Annotated in this window: 16 protein-coding genes and 1 pseudogene; 2 read left to right on the forward strand and 15 right to left on the reverse strand. The window is 50.6% G+C overall.

Going from position 1 to position 18,503, the window contains the following annotated elements:
• Positions 1–771 (forward strand): annotated as a pseudogene (locus ACN0R1_RS17240) (IS3 family transposase); the annotation flags it as partial.
• A gap of 171 nt (positions 772–942) precedes the next feature.
• Here the strand turns inward: ACN0R1_RS17240 and fliS are convergent.
• The 4 genes from fliS to ACN0R1_RS17260 form a co-directional block, all read right to left on the reverse strand.
• The gene (gene fliS / locus ACN0R1_RS17245) at positions 943–1,353 is read right to left on the reverse strand and encodes a flagellar export chaperone FliS (protein ID WP_417585116.1); all 411 of its coding nucleotides are present in this window, start codon (positions 1,351–1,353) and stop codon (positions 943–945) included.
• Between the two features lie 38 nt (positions 1,354–1,391).
• The gene (fliD, locus tag ACN0R1_RS17250) at positions 1,392–3,431 is read right to left on the reverse strand and encodes a flagellar filament capping protein FliD (RefSeq protein WP_417585119.1); all 2,040 of its coding nucleotides are present in this window, start codon (positions 3,429–3,431) and stop codon (positions 1,392–1,394) included.
• Between the two features lie 52 nt (positions 3,432–3,483).
• Positions 3,484–3,876 carry a flagellar protein FlaG gene (locus tag ACN0R1_RS17255; protein ID WP_417585121.1) on the reverse strand — a complete coding sequence of 131 codons (393 nt, stop codon included), beginning with the start codon at positions 3,874–3,876 and terminating at the stop codon, positions 3,484–3,486.
• Positions 3,877–3,964: 88 nt separating this feature from the next.
• A complete protein-coding gene (locus tag ACN0R1_RS17260) occupies positions 3,965–5,974 on the reverse strand; it encodes a flagellin (protein WP_417585123.1) in 2,010 nt (669 codons plus the stop codon).
• Between the two features lie 203 nt (positions 5,975–6,177).
• Between ACN0R1_RS17260 and ACN0R1_RS17265 the strand changes: the two genes are divergently transcribed.
• Positions 6,178–6,498, forward strand: coding sequence for a hypothetical protein (locus ACN0R1_RS17265; RefSeq protein WP_417585125.1), 321 nt, complete (start codon positions 6,178–6,180; stop codon positions 6,496–6,498).
• Between the two features lie 17 nt (positions 6,499–6,515).
• On the opposite strand, the gene flgL is transcribed toward ACN0R1_RS17265, so the two are convergent.
• From flgL to flgB, 11 genes are all read right to left on the reverse strand, one after another.
• Positions 6,516–8,096, reverse strand: a complete 1,581-nt coding sequence (gene flgL, locus ACN0R1_RS17270) for a flagellar hook-associated protein FlgL (RefSeq protein ID WP_417585127.1) — start codon at positions 8,094–8,096, stop codon at positions 6,516–6,518.
• Positions 8,097–8,098: 2 nt separating this feature from the next.
• Positions 8,099–10,111 carry a flagellar hook-associated protein FlgK gene (flgK, locus tag ACN0R1_RS17275; protein ID WP_417585129.1) on the reverse strand — a complete coding sequence of 671 codons (2,013 nt, stop codon included), beginning with the start codon at positions 10,109–10,111 and terminating at the stop codon, positions 8,099–8,101.
• 68 nt (positions 10,112–10,179) lie between these two features.
• The gene (flgJ, locus tag ACN0R1_RS17280) at positions 10,180–11,241 is read right to left on the reverse strand and encodes a flagellar assembly peptidoglycan hydrolase FlgJ (RefSeq protein WP_417585131.1); all 1,062 of its coding nucleotides are present in this window, start codon (positions 11,239–11,241) and stop codon (positions 10,180–10,182) included.
• Positions 11,241–12,341: a flagellar basal body P-ring protein FlgI gene (locus ACN0R1_RS17285; RefSeq protein WP_417585133.1), complete on the reverse strand. Its 1,101-nt coding sequence runs from the start codon at positions 12,339–12,341 to the stop codon at positions 11,241–11,243. The genes flgJ and ACN0R1_RS17285 overlap by 1 nt, the downstream gene beginning before the upstream one ends.
• A gap of 10 nt (positions 12,342–12,351) precedes the next feature.
• The gene (gene flgH / locus ACN0R1_RS17290) at positions 12,352–13,017 is read right to left on the reverse strand and encodes a flagellar basal body L-ring protein FlgH (protein WP_417585135.1); all 666 of its coding nucleotides are present in this window, start codon (positions 13,015–13,017) and stop codon (positions 12,352–12,354) included.
• A gap of 36 nt (positions 13,018–13,053) precedes the next feature.
• The gene (flgG, locus tag ACN0R1_RS17295) at positions 13,054–13,839 is read right to left on the reverse strand and encodes a flagellar basal-body rod protein FlgG (protein ID WP_417585137.1); all 786 of its coding nucleotides are present in this window, start codon (positions 13,837–13,839) and stop codon (positions 13,054–13,056) included.
• 15 nt (positions 13,840–13,854) lie between these two features.
• Positions 13,855–14,598: a flagellar basal-body rod protein FlgF gene (flgF, locus tag ACN0R1_RS17300; protein ID WP_417585139.1), complete on the reverse strand. Its 744-nt coding sequence runs from the start codon at positions 14,596–14,598 to the stop codon at positions 13,855–13,857.
• 121 nt (positions 14,599–14,719) lie between these two features.
• A complete protein-coding gene (locus ACN0R1_RS17305) occupies positions 14,720–16,813 on the reverse strand; it encodes a flagellar hook-basal body complex protein (protein ID WP_417585141.1) in 2,094 nt (697 codons plus the stop codon).
• A 15-nt stretch (positions 16,814–16,828) separates the two neighbouring features.
• Positions 16,829–17,512 (reverse strand): flagellar hook assembly protein FlgD, encoded by a 684-nt coding sequence (locus ACN0R1_RS17310; protein ID WP_417585143.1) that lies wholly within the window; start codon positions 17,510–17,512, stop codon positions 16,829–16,831.
• A 19-nt stretch (positions 17,513–17,531) separates the two neighbouring features.
• Positions 17,532–17,966, reverse strand: a complete 435-nt coding sequence (gene flgC, locus ACN0R1_RS17315; RefSeq protein WP_417585145.1) for a flagellar basal body rod protein FlgC — start codon at positions 17,964–17,966, stop codon at positions 17,532–17,534.
• Positions 17,967–17,968: 2 nt separating this feature from the next.
• Positions 17,969–18,370, reverse strand: coding sequence for a flagellar basal body rod protein FlgB (gene flgB / locus ACN0R1_RS17320; protein WP_417585147.1), 402 nt, complete (start codon positions 18,368–18,370; stop codon positions 17,969–17,971).
• Between the last annotated feature and the right edge of the window lie 133 nt (positions 18,371–18,503).

An 18,503-nucleotide genomic window follows, 5' to 3' on the forward strand; every position in this document is an offset into this window, starting at 1 on the left:
ACAGCGCTATGAGCCTCGCTACTCCGTCGAGAATGATGCGTTAGCCGAACGGATCCGGGAGCTCGCGTTGGAGCGACGCCGATTTGGCTATCGGCGCGTCCATCAACTCTTACGTCGAGAAGGCATCGAAGTGAGCCATAAGAAGGTCTATCGGTTATACCGGCAGGCTGGGTTAGCCGTTCGCAAGCGTAAACGCCGCAAAGGCATCATGCTGGAACGTCAGCCACTGACGCTGCCCGATCGACCCAACCAGACCTGGTCTATGGATTTTGTCATGGATTCACTCTCGAATGGCCGACGCATCAAGTGTTTGACGATCGTGGATGACTTCACTAAAGAGTGCCTGGATATACCGGTTGCGCTGGGTATATCCGGCGAACAGGTCTGTCGCGTACTCGATGCTATAGCGGTATTCAGAGGCTACCCGAAAGCTGTCAGAACGGACCAAGGGCTGGAGTTTACAGGCAAAGCACTGAACCAGTGGGCCTATAGAACAAGGTGGAACTGAAGCTGATACAGCCTGGAAAGCCGATGCAAAACGGGTATATCGAAAGCTTTAATGGCAAGTTCAGGGATGAATGCCTGAATGAGCATTGGTTTGGGGATTTGGCTTAGGCCCGGCAGCTCATCAGTGAATGGCGAGCCGATTATAATGAACAACGACCGCACTCATCACTGGGCTACCAGACCCAGTTGGAGTTCGCATCTGCGTTCCGGCAGCAGGAAATAGACTCAACAACCAACAACATTACTAGAAGCCGGTTGGATTAAACGTCGGGGGCAGGTCATCAGGTGATAGGTGCGCTTAGCACATTGTGTGCTTTGACGGAGGAGTGTCCGAGCACATCAGGTTCTTCGCTGCTCATCATGAAGTGACTGGGAAGTCATAAACGCAAAACCGGGCCTTAGCCCGGTTTGAATATCAATGTGAGAATGTGTCTATCAGTCTTCTTTGTAAGAAGTCGTCTGATGTTCTTCAGCAGGAATCTGCGACCAGCCTTCAGAAATGGTGACTATCAGCTCGCTCACTTCTTTAGCCTTGGCACCATCGTTATCGCGGTTAGCTTCCATCAGAGTACGCAGCATGTAGTCATACAAACCATCCAGGTTTTCAGCAACTTCACCGCCCTGCTCCAGGTTAAGACTTCCCTTCAGCGTTACAATGATCTCGCTTGCTTTATTCAACTGCTGTGTGCGCAGTTGGATGTCCTTACGCTCGATAGCGCCCGCAGCCTTTGCCAGAGCCTCCAGCGCACCGCGAAACAGCATACTGATCAACTGATGCGGGCTGGCAGCCTCTACAGCTGTGTTCAGATCGACGCTTTTGTACTGGTTCAGAGCTTTGTTGATCATTCGGTTAAAATCTCGTACTTGTGATATCGATACGTAGCTTAGTTGTTCTTGGCGGTGAATGGCAGTCGATCGAGAATACCATCAAGAGAGTCACCAGTGTTTTGCATACTGGTCACAATCTTTTCCATGGCGAGGAACTGAGCACTTAAGCGCGCTTCATACTGCTCCATACGTCGATCCAGTTTTTCTCGGTCATCACTGATGCCTTCCAACTGTGACGTCATATTGTCTTCACGGTTAGCGATACTGCCCGTTTTGGACAAGAAACTATCAATCAGGTTATTCAGGGTACCGCCCAAGCCATGAGAGAAATTCAGGGTGAAGGCCCCTTCTGCAGCCGCACCCGGACGGATACTAAGATTTAAGCCATAAGCATCAGAACCCAGTTCAGGCAACAGCACCTCACCGGCGCCAAAACCTGGAACACCATTAATGGTACCTGCCACATCACGGCCATTAGTTGTTGTGATACTGCCGCTATCCAGACCAAGGTTTACCATATCAGCACCCTGGTTACTGAGCTGAACCTTTGAGCTTGCACCATACTCACGAGAGGTGAAGCTAAACTGCCCGGTCAGGTCATCAAACCCCACATCCAAAGCAGCATTAGTGGCTTTGAGCTTTTCATCACCGTTGATCAAAGACTGAAGTTCTGCGCGCATGTCTTCAGCCGTATCAAATGTCCCTGTCAGCGTAATCAGATCAGACTTAACGCCATTCACACTGATTTGGAAACTATAATCACCAGCATCGGCATCCAGAGGGGGTGTATCGAACAAGGCACCGATACCAGCACCGGTCATGCTGCCCTTGGCCGGGTCCTGGGTAATAACAACATCGTAGTTACCAGGTACCGCATTACTAATGCGAGAGCCCATACCCACATCCACGTAGGGATTGGTAGTACTCGCTTTTTGTGCGAAGAGCTCGCCTACCAGGTCAAAGTTATCACTGATCGCATCACTGAACTCATCTTCATCAATCGACAGGCTACCATCCAATTCTGTACGAATGCCCAGGTTAGTCAGTGCCGTAAAGCCAGACTCGACCCCCTCTACCTGACTGGTTACCAGCTCTCGCAAGCGGTTGACCAGCGCTTTAGCGGTACCATCGGTAGCTAGATCACCTCGAACAGTGTTGTTTTCCTCATCCTTGGTATAACCGGTCAGGTTTTTGGCAGTCGTAACAAAGCTGTTGTACGCCTCGACAAAGTCTCGAATCGCCTGTTCAGCCACACCTTTGTCAGCATCAACGGAGAAATTGATTTTTTCTCCCACAGAAGCCTTATTGAGGGTGAAGTTGAAGCCACTGATTACGTCATCAATGGTATTGGTTTCACGATGTACCGTGAGTCCATTCACCTTCAACACAGCATCACTGGCTTGCTGCGTTTCCAACGCCGTCAGGTTCGACATGTTGTATTCGAAATCAGCCAGCGAGGGGTCGGAAACACTGATCTGCATGGCATTTTCAGCACCTGAAGGTGCCGTCAGCATCAACTGATATTGGCCGTCCACGTTCATCACGCTGGCCTGAATACCGGAATCACTGTCGTTAATTTTTTCGGCGATCGATTGCAGGGAGTCGGTCGATTCCACCGTGATATTTAACGCAGCCTGACCATCATTCACCGTAAAGCCGGTGGGAAGGTCGTCTGTATCATAGGCCCATTCACCAAACTGAATCGTCAGTTCGCCGCTTGCACCCAAAGCCGTTTTAGCATCCGTACTATTGCCCATCACCAGTGTTTGCGCACTGGCGATACTCTGTACTTCAATCTGATAACTACCTGTTTGGGCACCCGCATCCAGAGAATTGGGTGTTATCACATCGGTATCAGGGAAAGCGACTGAGCGAGCATTGAAGGTGTCAGAAGTCCCCAAGGGAGACAGAAGGCCCTGGAATTCTGACAGCGCACTTTTCAGTGTGCCATAGGCCGAAATCTGAGCTTCAAGTTTCGCCTGACGATCATCTAGGCGCTGCTCACGAGGCGCGCGCTCAATTTCAGTCAGCTGAGAAACCAGATTCTGGGTGTCGATGCCTGAGCCACCGCCCAGGGATGAAATGATACTGGACATAAAACCTCCCTGATAATGCCTGCGAGTAGCTTATCAGAATGGGTAAGCCGATTCAGACGGTTTCATCAAAGATAAGACCGACCATACCTTCAAGGTATTCGGCAAATTTAAGCGTTTCCTCGGTGGGAATCTGTCTTACCACTTCATCGGTATCCAGATCCATTACCTTGATTACGACCTTTTCGGTTGAATCATCGACTGAAAAGTTCAACGAGCGACGACCATTTTGCATCAGCTCATTCATCTTCTCGACAGCATCCTGTAGTTTTTCCATCGACAACTCGGTCTGTTCAGGACCATTGGTCTGCTGGACTGCGGAGGTGCTGTTATTAACGGTGCTGACTGGCTCCATGCCCGCCGATGAAGGTCCAGACTGCTGTCGGGAAGACGCCGTATTGACTGCTACGGTTTGGGCGTTGGACATGCCAGAGGTTTCGATACTCATTACCCTTACCTCTCATTCAAAAGGGCCGCCCCGGCGGGGCGACCCAGTAATCAGAAGACTATTCTGTATTCTAGCCTTCTTTAATCGCTTACTGCAGCAGTGACAGAACCTGCTGAGGAGCTGCGTTGGCCTGGGCCAGCATGGAAGTACCTGCCTGCTGCAGAACCTGAGAGCGAGACAGCGCTGCAGATTCCTTGGCGAAGTCAGCATCTTCGATTCGAGAACGTGCCGCTGACACGTTTTCAGAGATGCTGGACAGGTTGTTAATGGTGAAGTCCAGACGGTTGTTCACCGCACCCAAGTCACCACGAGTTGAGTTGATGGTTTCCAGAGCGTTGTCGATGATACCAATTGCTTTCTGGGCACCGTTCACAGTAGAAATATCGATGCTGTTCACTGCAGCGCCATAACTACCACCACTGACTGTATTCGCATCCAGCAAACCAGTTTTAGCCTCAGCCGCTGCGTCCTTATGCTCGACGCTGATAGGTCCACCATTCTCTGATGCCAGTTTGATACCGCCTGCCTGAGTTGCGGTGTTATCAATATCCGCACCACCAAATTGGGCAACGTTAGTACCATCTGTCAGAGCGACTTCGGGGCCATCACCACCGGATTCATTGCCGAAGGAAATTGAAGCCACATCACCTTCAAACACTAAGCGCTGTCCCAAAACAGTCGCAGTGACACCAGTGTTATCTGTTTCAGCATTGATCTCAGCAGCTATTTCTTCCAAGGTACCTGCTGTCACTGCAACATCGACACCATTAATAGCGATGTTACCACCAGTAAGAGAAGAGGTATCTACAGATGAAAAGTCAATTTCAGTAGAAGTGAATGCAGTAGCAGTTACACCTGTGTCGTCACTAACCGCATTAATCGCATCAATTTTATCTGTCAGGCCACCGCTGTCGCTAGCACCAACTGAGACACCATTGATCTTAAGATCACCCACTGCAAATTCATTCGCATCGACAGCATCACCTTCAATTACACCGGCCTCATTGCTCTCGCGGAAGCCGAATTGCTCAAGATCAGTCAAAGTACCATTGGCACCACGCTCAACTGTGATTTCATCACCATTATCAGAAGTCAAAGCAATGGATGCTGTAGAAGCACCAGCGATTGTGCCACCCGCATCAGCACCATCTGTAATCGTGAACGATTCAATATTCTCCGCACTAATACTGAGTTTGCCATCATCACCAATCGTTGCAGAAATCAGACCACCGCCTTCAGCATTCAATTTATCTGTAAGCTCTTCAAGATTTTCTGTATCAGTGACTTCAATTGACGTAGCTGTGCCATCCAGCTTAGTAATAGCAACTGTAAAGCTTTCGCCCTCTGCCAAAATACCATCACCAACGGCGTCGCCGGTAGTGCTAACTACGGTGCTTGCGGTTACACCGTTGACATTGGTATTGATTTTGTCAATCAACTCATCCATGTCATCTGTACCACCAGTCCAAGTTTCACCTACTGCCAAAATAGACTGACCGTTGATCATGATGTCGTTGTTACCCAATGCAGTCGTATCAGCTACGAGGCTGTTTTCACCGCCAAGCTGATCAACACTGGTTGAACCAAGACCCAGAGTTTTAGCATCCATCGCCTGTATTTCAAAGCCGATCGTTTCGTTAGCTTCAGAACCTACCTGCAGATCAACCTTGCCCAGAGAGCCATCCAAGATTTTCTGACCGTTAAAAGCAGTGGTTTCAGAAATACGGTTCAGCTCTTCTTTCAGCTGAGCAACCTCAGCATTCAGTGTAGAGCGGTTACCTTCAGAGTAGGTACCGTTCGCAGACTGGATAGACAGTTCGCGCATACGCTGCAGAATGTTAGTGGACTCTTCCAGGGCGCCCTCGGCAGTCTGAATCAGGGAGATACCGTCGTTAGCGTTACGTACAGCCTGATCCAAACCACGTACCTGAGAGGTCATTCGGTTGGAAATTGCCAGACCTGCAGCGTCATCTGCTGCGGAGTTGATACGCTTACCGCTGGTCAAACGCTCCATTGCGGTGTTCAGATCGTTGTTTGTTTTGGTCAGCTGATTCTGGGCGTTCAGCGACATGATATTGGAGTTAATTACCATTGCCATGAGTGTATCTCCTCAGATAGCGACCGCTGTTTGGGCCGGCTGTATGCAATAAGTCTTAAAATCGGGAGGCGTTTAACGCCGTGTACTCAATGTATCGGCTTGGGCGACAGAAGCTTTAAATCTTTTTTCTACGCCCTTGCTGTCCTTGAATACTTATATCGGCCGCGTCAGACTCAGCATTAGACAAAATACGAGGAAAATTGATGGACAAGATAATGGCATTGTCGCTTGAGCTACTGCAGGCGACCAAAGCTCTTTTGGAGCTATGCGAGCAAGGGGAACTTGAAGCGATTGAGCCCCTGCAACGGCACAGGGAAGAGCTGGTGTCTGAACTCGACCACGAAAGCCGGTGCCCTTACCCCAGAGATGTACTGGTAGGCTGTCGCAGCCTGTTAAATGAAGCTCAGGAACTGGAACAGCGGGCCATGCAGCTACTTGAGTTGAAGAAGGATGAGGCAGGCGAAGCCTTCCAGAAACTGAAAGCGGCCGATAAGGCGCGCAAGGCCTACGACCGCTTTAGGTAACAGTTCTGCCTAAGACCTTATCGAATGTAGTTAAACAAGCTCAGGTCCTTTATTTGGGTAAAACTGGCATAGGTCGCTTCGAGCGATAGCTTGCGCTTGGCCAGCTCCGTCGATGCCGCTGCGTAATCCAGATCCTGAACCGCAGACAGGGTACTTTCGGTCATGAGCTGGAAGTCCGTGTTGCTCAGCTCAGCCTTATCCAACTTGTTAATACGCGCCCCCAGGGTAGAGGTTGCCTCGGACAGACGTTCCTGCGACTGATTCAGTTGATCCAGCATTAATGCAAAACGATCATTCAGTTCCGTTTTAGCCGTGGTAGTTCCTTCCACCGGCTCACGCATCAACTCAACGGTTTCCATCACCGCGTTCAATATATTGGTTGGCGGTTGCTCAAACTGCAGTTTGAGTTCAGACGTTGCGGGCGTATCAACGGCAAAGGCAGCTGCTGCCGTTGATGTGACCGATGACATATCAAGATCGAAACTTACCGCAGGCGGGCCACCCAGGTTTACAGTCTGATTAGCCGCACCTGTGGCTGTTGCCAGAACATTACCGGCCTGATCCGTTACTTCGTAAGTGTATTGCCCTGAGCCTTCATCAAAAGAAGCCCCTATCGAAATATCACCAGACGTTTCTCGCATAAGTTCAAGGAAATCAGACTCAGACGATACATTCGCCACATCGAGCATAGCGGAATCTGGACCATACACACCTAATGAGGAGGGTGCTGGCGCGATAGGCTCCGCAAGATCAAGACTAACGGTTGCACCCGGGAGTTCGATACCCGGTACATTGCCATTAGTAAAGGCGATACCCTGAAGCGGATTATCATTAGTATCCAGCACGACCTTACCGGTACTGTCTCTCAAGGTATAAGTGCTGACGGTAGTGCCTCCACCATCAACATACTGGTCGACTTCAACCGATAAATCACCGGCTGTGCGCATAAAGGCTTCAAAGGCATCAACATCAGTTACATTCACCGACTCTTCGCCCAACGCACTTCTCAGAGCTCCCGTTGCTTTAAGGGTTGGCTCATCTGTAATCGACTCAAACAGATAGCGACCGTTATCCGTTGATTGAACATACAGAGCACTGGATACCTGAATATCACGGTTGGAGGCATCGCCCTGATAGGTATACCGGCTACCCGTTTGCGCATAGGTTTGAATATTGCCCTGAGAGCCTGAAAACAGGTACTCACCCTTGGCATCACGGGTATTCATCAGACCCGCAGAATATTCCACCAGCTCTTCAAGTTCAGTCGCGATGATGGCCCTATCAGCATCGCTCAGTACTCCATTAGCGGCGTAAACAACCAGCTCTCGCATGCGATCCTGTGCTGTATTCAGGTCGCCCAGCGTCGTTTCTTCCAGCTCCAAACGACGACGGGAAGCATCAATGTTGGTATTGAACATTTCCAACTGGGCGAGCTCACGTTTCAAACTCACAACCTGGCTCGCCCCAACGGGATCATCCGCCAGACGGGTGAACTGCTTACCACTGGACATTTTGTCTTGAATATCCAGCAGCGATGTCTGGTTATCCATCATGCTGTTACTGGCATTAGTAAAGATTTGGCCGGTAGAGATACGCATTATTATCTCCTTACAGCGCTGATGAGGCTGTCAAAAATGGTTTGGAAGGTGGAGATCAGCTGTGCAGACGCAGAATATGCCTGCTGGAACTTGACCAGGTTGGCTGCTTCTTCATCCAGGTTAACACCGGCAACACTTTGCAGGGCATTTTCACTGGACGTAAGCACCGCTTTGCTGGACGCGTACGCAATTTCGGAGGTACTGGCCTGAGTCCCAACCTGGGCCAGCAACTGACCATAGGTATCCTGATAACTAAAGCCATTGACCAAAGGCTTGTTCTGGAAATCAGACATTGCCAATGCATTGGTATTATCCGAATAACCATCAGTGTTTCGCTCAATAGTAAACCGATCCCCCGCATTGGGCTGGTTATCCAAAGTGATCTGATAGTCTTCCAGTACGATAGGCTCGCCTTCTGTATAGACAAGATTTTCCATATCATCGAAGACCACCGGATTATCAGGATCACTCATGTCGTACACCGTGAAAGTAGGGACATCACTCCCTTCAGCGGGTGCGTTAAATACGATTTCCAGCGGCAAAGTCGCAGAGCCACTACGCAAGGCCGAGGTGTCTTTTGCGCTGGTGATTTCAATTGCGGTAATTTCCGCGTTGCCACTGTTCGTTGAAGACGGTTCGACACGTAGCGGCGATGCCAGCGCCAGAAGTTTGGGGTTGGTAATTTCTGTATCCATCAGCTGAGCACCGGTGCGTGTAGGCTGCACCAGGAAGCTGTCGCCGACCGAATAGCTGCTGGACGCATCCAGATGAACGGTCATACCATCCATGCTGATTTTCAGCCGGTTATCGACCCATTCGAACACTTTATCCTGAGATAGGGTTTGCTGATCGGCTGGCAGGCTGGCCAAATCAGTGAATTCAGACATGTCGAACTTTCGACCATCACTCAACCGCGTAACAATGAAGCTATCGATACCATCGAACTTCACTTCGTAATCACTGGCCGTCAGCTCGGTTACATCGTAAAAATTCACATAGGCGCTGCTGGCTGAAGTTTTGTTGGTGCTATTGGCCGTTACTTGGCCGGTCTCAATGGGTGAGAACAGGTTTTCGCCAAAGTCACCATTCAGATCCATACCTTTACGGTGCTGTTCATTCATGGTTTCTGTGAACACAATGGCCAAACGGCCCACTTCATTGATAGTGGGGTTCAAAACTTCAGTTTGATATTGCTGTAGGCCACCGATAGCACCTTGGCCCAGCTGACCGGTTACATTGGCAGATATATTGCCGTTAACCATGAAAATATCGAGCTGAGAAGGGTCCGACTCACTATTCCTGAGTTGCAGCTGTGCGGCGGAACTACCAATAACCAGTGGCTGCCCTTGGCCCATCATGACATTGTAGTTAGAGCCTTTTTCCTCAATCACATTGATGGAGACATAGCCCGACAGCTCTTTCACCAACATGTCACGCTTGTCTTGCAAGGCGTTTGAATTCTGGCCCGCTGCTACCAGAGTACCGATCTGAACATTCAACTCAGCAATATTTTGCGTAATAGAGTTGACAGTATTAGTCATACTGCGCAGCTCAGTATTGATCAATTCCCCCTGCTCGCGCAGATTGGCATCGAAGTCAGTAAATGCGTTGGTAAGCGACTGTGCTTCAGCCAAAAACAGCTCACGGTTAGCGATGAACAGCGGGTCATCCACCACCTGTTGCAACGACTCAAAGTAGCTATCCATTGAGGAAGACAAACTACTGGACTCGGACACCAGCATTTTGTCCAACAATGCAATTTTTTCGGAGAAAGCCTGGTTACTGCTGAGCGCAGAAGTATCCGACCAAACCTGACGCACTAGAAACTGGTCGGTAATACGGTTGATATCCGTAACTTCCACACCCAGTATCGGCGGCTGCTGAGTACTAAAGGTAACCGTCTGACGGGTATAGCCTTCAGTATTCACATTCGCAATGTTCTGCCCCGTATAGGACAGTGCCGTTTGGTTGGCATTCAGTGCCTGAACACCGATATTCAGGATACTGCTACTCATGGTTGTTCTCCGGGGTGCAGAGCTACTCTGCGCCATTTACTTTGATTCAACGTTATATCGGCCAGAAATCAGCTTTCTTGAGCGGTCTGGCTGGCTGCCGCCAGCAACTCACCGTTAAAAATTCGCTCAATTTTGCTGGCGTATTCGGGGTCGGTAGCATAGCCGGCCGAGTGAAGTTCCCGCACAAACCGATTGGGATCTTCAGCCTGCTCCAGCGCCTGCTGATAGCGAGGATTGCTCTGAAGAAAGTCCACATAATCGGCAAAACTGTCGGCATAACTACCATAGGCCCGAAATCGTGCCTGCTCTTTTTCTGGCACACCACCGCGATATTCCAGCGTTTGAACCTGCACAGAGTCACCTTCCCAGCGACTATCCGCCTTGATATTGAACAGGTTAAAACTGCTTTTGCCGCTGGCCGTATCTCGTGTGACGAACTTACCCCAACCGGTTTCAAGCGCGGCTTGCGCCAGCAACACCGTTGGTGCAACGCCCAGAGCTTTGGCCGCCTTTTCCGCCAATGGCATTAGAGACGCTACAAACTCGGCAGGCGACTCAAATCGTTGCGGCTGCGTCTGTTGCTCATTTTCTGACTGATCAGTAACGGCGGCACTTTCCTGTGACTCGTCATTTTCGGCAGCCACTGTAATATTCTCAGCCCCAGACTCAGAGACAGGCGCCATATATGTAAGTCCTGCTGGCTGACTGATTGGCCCTGTGTTAAGCGCACGATTAAGCATTTGCTCGACCAGCGACTGACGCTCTTCTTGCTCGTTGTCATCGCCTGTTGGCGTAACAACAGCATCAGCACGCTGGCTTAGTTGTTTAACGATAATATCCGCCAGCCCGATACTGTCTTTTTTCGACAGGTCCAGCGTCATCTGCTGGTCAAACATGTCCTGATAAAACTTCACATCACTGGAGTTGAACGGGCTATCCGATGCCAATACATCACTGGCCTGGCGCATGCTTTTGAGCATCATGTTCATGAACAGTTGCTCAAACTCCTGCGCTACGCCTTTCAGCGCAGCCTGTTGATCATCTATCGCCTGGGTTTTCAACTTTGTCAGCTGATTCAGGTCGGTATACAGGGAGGCTGAAGAAGGGTCGAAACCATTTTTAATGGCCATCAGATCACCACCAGCTCGGCTTTCAACGCGCCTGCTTGTTTCAATGCTTCAAGTATAGCCATCAAGTCGCCGGGTGCAGCACCTACCTGATTGACAGCCTCCACGATATCACTGAGCGTGGCCCCGGGCGCAAACTCAAACATACGACCAGAGCCTTCTTCAATGGTGATGTCAGTACGAGGGGCGACAACTGTCTGACCTCCGCCAAGTACATTCGGCTGAGTCACATCCACATTTTCACTGATCGCTACGGTCAGACCACCATGAGTAATGGCCACTGGCGATACACGGACATTCTGGCCAATGATGATAGTGCCGGTGCGCGAATTGATAATGACCTTGGCAGTTTCCTGGCCCGGATCGACTTCAAGGTTTTCAAGCACGGACAGAAAAGACACACGCTGAGACGGGTCACGCGGTGCACGTACACGAATTGACGCAGCATCCAGCGCCTGGGCCATGTCCGGCCCCAACAAGCTGTTGATTTGTTCGGCCACTCGGCGCGCAGTGGTAAAGTCAGGATGGTTCAGGTTAAACATCAAACTGTCGCCACGTGCAAAGGCATTAGGCACGGTACGTTCAACCGTTGCGCCATTCGGAATACGGCCAACGCTGGGCACATTCAATGACAGACGCGAACCATCATTACCCTCTACACCAAACCCTGAGACCACCAGATTGCCCTGAGCAATGGCATACACATTGCCATCAGCACCTTTCATGGGTGCCATCAACAGGCTACCACCCCTTAGGCTTTTTGCGTCACCAATGGTCGACACGGTAATGTCTATTGACTGCCCCGGTTTGGCAAATGGCGGCAGCTCAGCATGAATAGCGACTGCCGCAATGTTCTTGGACTGGGGGTCTACATCTGGCGGAATGGCAACACCGAAGTTATTCAGCATGTTGCGGAAGGTCTGAGAGGTAAAGCTGGTTTTATCGCCGGTACCATCAAGACCCACAACAAGTCCATAACCAACCAACTGGTTGGTTCGTACGCCAGCAACACTGGTAATATCCTTTAGGCGTTCAGCCTGTACGGAAAACGCCGCCAAGGAAAACGTTAGTGCAAAAAACAATGCTTGCCAGATCGTACGCATGTCAGGTTCCTCAGAACGGCCAGAGCGGGCTAATAAAGAAACGCGCCAACCAACCCATCACGTTGGCATCATGGGTGGCGCCAGTACCACTATAGGAAATGCGAGCATCAGCCAAACGCGTCGATTCGACGGTGTTATCCGGCCCTATATCTTGAGGGCGAACCAAGCCGCTGATGCGAATGTATTCGTCGCCCTGATTCAACGTCAGCCATTTTTCACCGCGGACCAACATGGTTCCATTCGGCAAGATCTGATGGACTGTCACAGTGATGTTGCCGTTCAGGCTGTTGCTCATATCCGAGCTGCCATCACCATCAAAGCTACTGGTAGTTTCGGCAGAAGCACTTAAGGGATTCCCAAACACACTCAGCTGCTGCCCCAGCACGGTAGGAGCACCAATAGAGACACTATTGTCTTTGCTCACCGATGTTGTTGCACTCTTGGATGACTGAGTACTTTCGGTCAGCTGAATCGTGAGAATGTCGCCTACGCGATGCGCACGGCCATCGCCGTACAGATCCATACCCGCACCCGCCTGATAGATAGCGCCATCAACTGCTTTGGGCTGCTGCATCTGGGCAGGCTGGATCGGCGCATAGTAGGGATTGTCGGGCTCAGGCGGCTTACTGACACAGCCTGTAAGCGCAGCCACCGCAAACAAAACACCTACTCGCATCACCGCTTTCATCATTCTACCCCGGAGCTATTCAGATTAGAGCTGCTGGCTGACATAGCCCAGCATTTCATCAGCGGTCGAGATGACCTTTGAATTCATTTCATACGCACGCTGAGTGGTGATCATATCCACCAGTTCCTCAACAGCATTCACGTTAGAGCCTTCCAACATGCCCTGTTTGAGTATGCCTCGGCCTTCTTCACCAGGGACTCCAACGATAGGCGCACCGCTAGCGGCTGTTTCTGTAAACAGATTCTGCCCTATAGCGAGCAAGCCTTGAGGGTTGACGAAGTCAGCTGTTTCCAACTGCCCAAGCTCTGTCGGATTGGCATCGCCAGCAATGGTCACACTGACGGTACCATCGCCACCCACTGAAAAATTAGTCACTTCACCGGGTAGTGTGATGGCTGGCTCGATCGGATAACCTTCTGCCGTTACTAGGCGATTCTCACCGTCCAGGTGCAGCTCTCCGTTTCGGGTGTAGCCAATTTCACCATTGGGCATCTGCACCTGCAGGAAACCGCGGCCGTTAATTGCCAGGTCGAATGTCTGATCAGTGATCTGCATATCACCGGTAAAAAACAGTTTCTGAGTACCTACCGTCCGGACACCACTGCCAACCTGCAAGCCAGACGGAAGCTGAGAGTCTTCTCCTGTCGCAGCACCGGGCTGACGACGAACTTGATAGAGCAGGTCCTCAAATTCCAAACGGTCTTTCTTGAAGCCAACGGTACTCACGTTAGCCAGGTTGTTGGAGATAACCTTTAGCTGAGTATCCTGAGCGCTCAAACCCGTTTTAGCGACGTGCAGTGCACCATGCATCGTTTTATCTCCTTATCAGTTCAAGCTCAGCACTTCGGCTGCCTTGGATGAATTCTCTTCAGCGGTTTTCATCATTTTCACCTGCATCTCGAACTGACGAGACAGACTGATCATCGACGTAAGATCATCAACCGCATTCACATTGCTGGCTTCCAGATACCCGGAGCGCACCTGAACATTCAGCGCGGGCGGAAGGGGCACATTATTATCGGTATGCATAAATCCATCCTGCCCCTTATACAGCGCACCGGCTTCCGGCTGAACCAGTTTGATCTGGTCAACCAAAGCAATTTCGGTGGCATTTTCACCTAATGGACGAATGGTGATAGTGCCATCGGTAGCAATGTCTATTTTTTCAGCAGGTGGCAAAACGATGGGAATACCGCCGTTGCCCATTACCGGCAAACCGCTGCCCGTTACCAACTGGTTTGCGGCATTGATCTGCAGCCCACCATTACGGGTATAGACCTCATTTCCGTCTGGACCAATGACAGCGATCCAGCCATCGCCATCAACAGCGATATCCAGATCACGCCCCGTCTGCATTAGGGTGCCACTATCCAGGTTGGTCCCCGGACGCTCACTCATGGAGTACACACGAGACTCATAGCCATCTCCCAGAACGCGCATGGAGCGCGCTTGTTCAAGATCGCTCTTGAATGCGGTCGTCGTGGCGTTCGCCAGATTGTTGGCATGTGCCTGCTGGGCCCGCATATTTTCGCGTGCGCCTGTCATGGCAACGTAAAGAACCTTGTCCATCAACTGCTCCGGTAAAGGATTGCCGTTTCTGTGGCTGTAATGGATATTAAGCAAGCTGCATGCCATAAACGAAAAAACCGGACCAAGGTCCGGTTTTTATATCAGAGGCAAAGGCGCAGAATCAGATCTGCAGTATTGCCTGCGTCACTGTATTCAATGTTTCCAGCGTTTTAGAGTTCGCCTGGAAGTTGCGCTGACCTTCAATCAGCTTAACCAGCTCCTCAGACAGATCTACGTTGGATTGCTCCAACGCCGCGGAACGCAGAGTACCGTTCAGCCCCGTTCCTGGCGGGTTCATGATCGCGTTGCCTGATGCCAGAGTCGCAATCCACTCAGTGTTACCACTGGGCTGAAGGCCATCCTGGTTTTCAAACGTCGCAATTGAAACCAAACCAAGGTTTGCGCGCTGTCCATTACTGTAACTCGCGACCATTTCACCCGTTTCAGCAAAACTCACACCGATCAGGTCACCCTTTGTGTAACCATCCTGCTGCTGGCTTTTTACAATAGATTCAGATGCAAACTGACTGGAGCCTGAGATATCCAATTGCAGGCCTGCAAGCTGATCCACATCCGAATCCAGTATCTGATCCAGCGGGTTTGCGGGGTCAGCACCCAGAATAGTGATGGAAGGCGCCTGACCGGTAGAAGCTACATCCTGGCCATTGACCGCTTCCAAGACACCGGTAGTTGAATTGAAGTTGATCATGATCGGGCCAACTTCAGTACTTTTGTTATCCGGGCTGGTTTCACCTGGATCAAGCATCTTGCCCATATCCAGCTGATCCGTGTCATTCAAGAAAGCATAAGTGCGGTAAGCACCGATGAAAGAGTTATCACCAGTCTCAAGTACTGTCACTTGAGGAACAGTCTGGCTGTTTAACACCTCAGTGTAGAAGAGGTCATTTGCATCAGCACCACCTGAAACAACTCGACCTACATCTCCCGCTTCAGGCTTCCAGGTAATCCTGATCTGGTTAGTATCGGTGTCATAGGATACGGATTCGATATCCGGGTTCTTATCAAGGATTTCCTGCTCTTTGCTGGCAATCTCCTGGCCTACCTGGTCAAGAGTTTTGGTTTCACCTGCAGCAGTAGGTACTTTGACGGTGATTTCAATCCCCGCAACGGTAACGGTAACATCCTGCTGCAAAATCTCTGAGGTGAAGATCGCACCGTCAGCCTCGTTAAGCGTTAGTGCCTGTACTTCACTGGCGCTTCGCTCGCCAACATTGCCAACCGCCTCGGTACCATCGTAATTAGTGACAACAAAGTCACCATAAGCAACAAACTCAGCTTTGACTTCAAATGACAGGTCACCGGTATCCGTTAAACGCACTGTGTTGGGGTCAATTCGGGGGTCACCATCAATATTGGAAGGCTCACCCGCCAGCTTGGAGATTGATTCAGATGTCAATGCGTACGGAGCAGTGCCTGAATCATCGAAGTACAAGGTATTAGGGTCTTCCGTGCCACCAGAGTTCGAGGCCAGATCAAGGTTAAAGCCTGATAGCGCTGCACTGGTAAAATCCAAAGCAGCCCCATCCCAGGCAACGTCTGAATAGGTATGCTCTTCACGAACCGGTCGCTGTTCAGCAAAGTAGAAACGAATACTCTGCTCATTACCCAAACTGTCGAATGTACCGACTGTCGTTGAGTAGGTGTAGGAATTGGGATCCGTTTTAGCAAACGGAATATTCAAGTCCTCGGCATTCTCGTTGGCATCGATATTGAATGCCATATCGACACGTTCCGTTGCCTTAGGCGGACTTTCCTTCTCAGTAACAGACAAGTTCTGGATAGGAAGCTGATTGCCCTGAGCGTCCAATCCATACCCCTGCAGGTATTTGCCATTTTTACTGACAATATTGCCGTCTTTATCCAGTTCGAAAGCACCCGCGCGGGTGTAAGTCAGGTTGCCCTGACCATCATCCAGCATGAAGAAACCAGAGCCGTTGATCGCCAGGTCAAGGTTGCTGTTGGTGAATTCAATGGTGCCGCCACTGAAATCCTGAGCGATATCAGTTACGGTCACACCCGAGCCTGGGGTATTGGATGAACCGGCACCGACTACTGCCGTAGCGTAAATATCACCAAACTCGGTACGGGAAGACTTGAAGCCAACGGTACTGGAGTTGGCGATGTTGTTACCCGCCACATCCAGCAGGGTTGTGGATGCCTTCAGGCCTGTAACAGCTGTATTAAAACCTGCCATTTTCGATTACCTCACTTAACCCAGCTGCTTCACGTCACTCATGTCGATTGAACCGATATTGGTGTTCACTTTCATACCAATACCGTTCTGACCGAGGGTGACACTGTTAATATTGAAACCCATGTAGGTTGCGACTTCTTCATATTTCCCGTCAGCACCGGTGGCAGCCTCAGCCACAATGCGATAGTTACCCGCAGGCAGACTTTCATTCGCCTGCCAAACAAAGTTGTGATCGCCAGGAGGCATAGCTCCCATGCTGACTCGGTCTACACGATTACCCGCACCATCATAAATGGAGATACGAATATCACTGGAGCTCGCATCAGTAGACACAACGCCATCGACCAGTCCACCTTCTTGAGTGAGCTGGGCAATATTGGTGTTAACGTATGCACGCTGCCCAACCATTGAAGAAGCCTGAAGAGCCGCCTGACTGCTGATCAGTGTGCTACTCATCGTCTCCATGGTGGTGGCAAGATTCTGGATACTTTCCACATTACTCATCGTGGAAATCTGTTCCATAAAGTCAGACGTATCCGCGGGACTTGTCGGGTCCTGGTTCTGTAGTTGCGCAATCAGCAACTTCATGAACATTTCCCGGTCTTCAGACATACCTGAAGATGCTGTCGAGCTTTTGGCATTTGCCCGGTTAATCTGTTCGTAAATGTTACCGCTGCCAACGCCGCTTACATCACTCATGGCGTATTCCTCTCACTGCTTACTGGCCAAGCGTCAGCGTACGCTGCAGCATCTGTTTGGCCGTATTCATAATATCGGCATTGATCTGGAAGGAGCGGGACGCCGATATCATGTCAGCCATCTCCTCAACCACATTCACATTGGGGTAGTACACGTAACCCTGCTCATCCGCCATGGGGTGATTGGGCTCGTACGCCATCCGCAGGGGCGCTTCACTTTCCACGATTTCATCGATCTGAACACCCTGACCCGGCACCAGCGAGCGATAGTCTTCAGGCATCTGCTCTGGGGTAATCTCTTTTAAAGAGAACACCGGCTTGCGTGCGCGGTAGGTATCTTCTTCGCTGGAGCTCACGCTTTCAGCGTTAGCCATGTTGCTGGCCGTGGTATTTAAACGCACGGTCTGGGCGCTCATGGCAGATCCGGCGATGTCGAAAACGTTACTCAGTGACATGCTTATTCACCCTTGATCGCGGACGTCAGTCCCTTGAACTTGCTGTTCAAAAATTCGAATGAAGCCTGATAGCGCAGGGCGTTATCGGTATAACGCGCCATCTCTTCCTGCAGCTCGACTGTATTGCCATCGACTGAAGGCTGAGTTGCAGTGCGGAACATCAGGTCAGCAGCGGTATCAGGCGACAGGAATGCATCCTGATGACCGACAGAAGTCTGATCCAGCGACAGCTCATAGCTGTTATCAGTCTCACCGGCCAAAACGGCGGCGAAGTCGATATCACGCGCCTTGAAGTTCGGCGTATCCGCATTGGCGATGTTATTGGCCAACACTTCTGCACGACGGCCACGCAATGCCAGTGCATCGTCGTGAATACCCAGTGCTGAATTGAAGTTGATTGCCATGCACATGCCTCCGAAGGATTGCCGCTGCTTGTTTTGCTCTGAATAAAGCAATCCTCATGCCAATCGCATGAAACGCCCTAATATGGAGAGTTCAAAGCAAAGCGAAAAAAATCAGAACGGCAAATCAGGCGGA

The sequence above is a fragment of the Nitrincola sp. genome, assembly GCF_048264025.1.
In the GTDB taxonomy this organism is placed as follows: Bacteria; Pseudomonadota; Gammaproteobacteria; order Pseudomonadales; family Balneatricaceae; genus Nitrincola.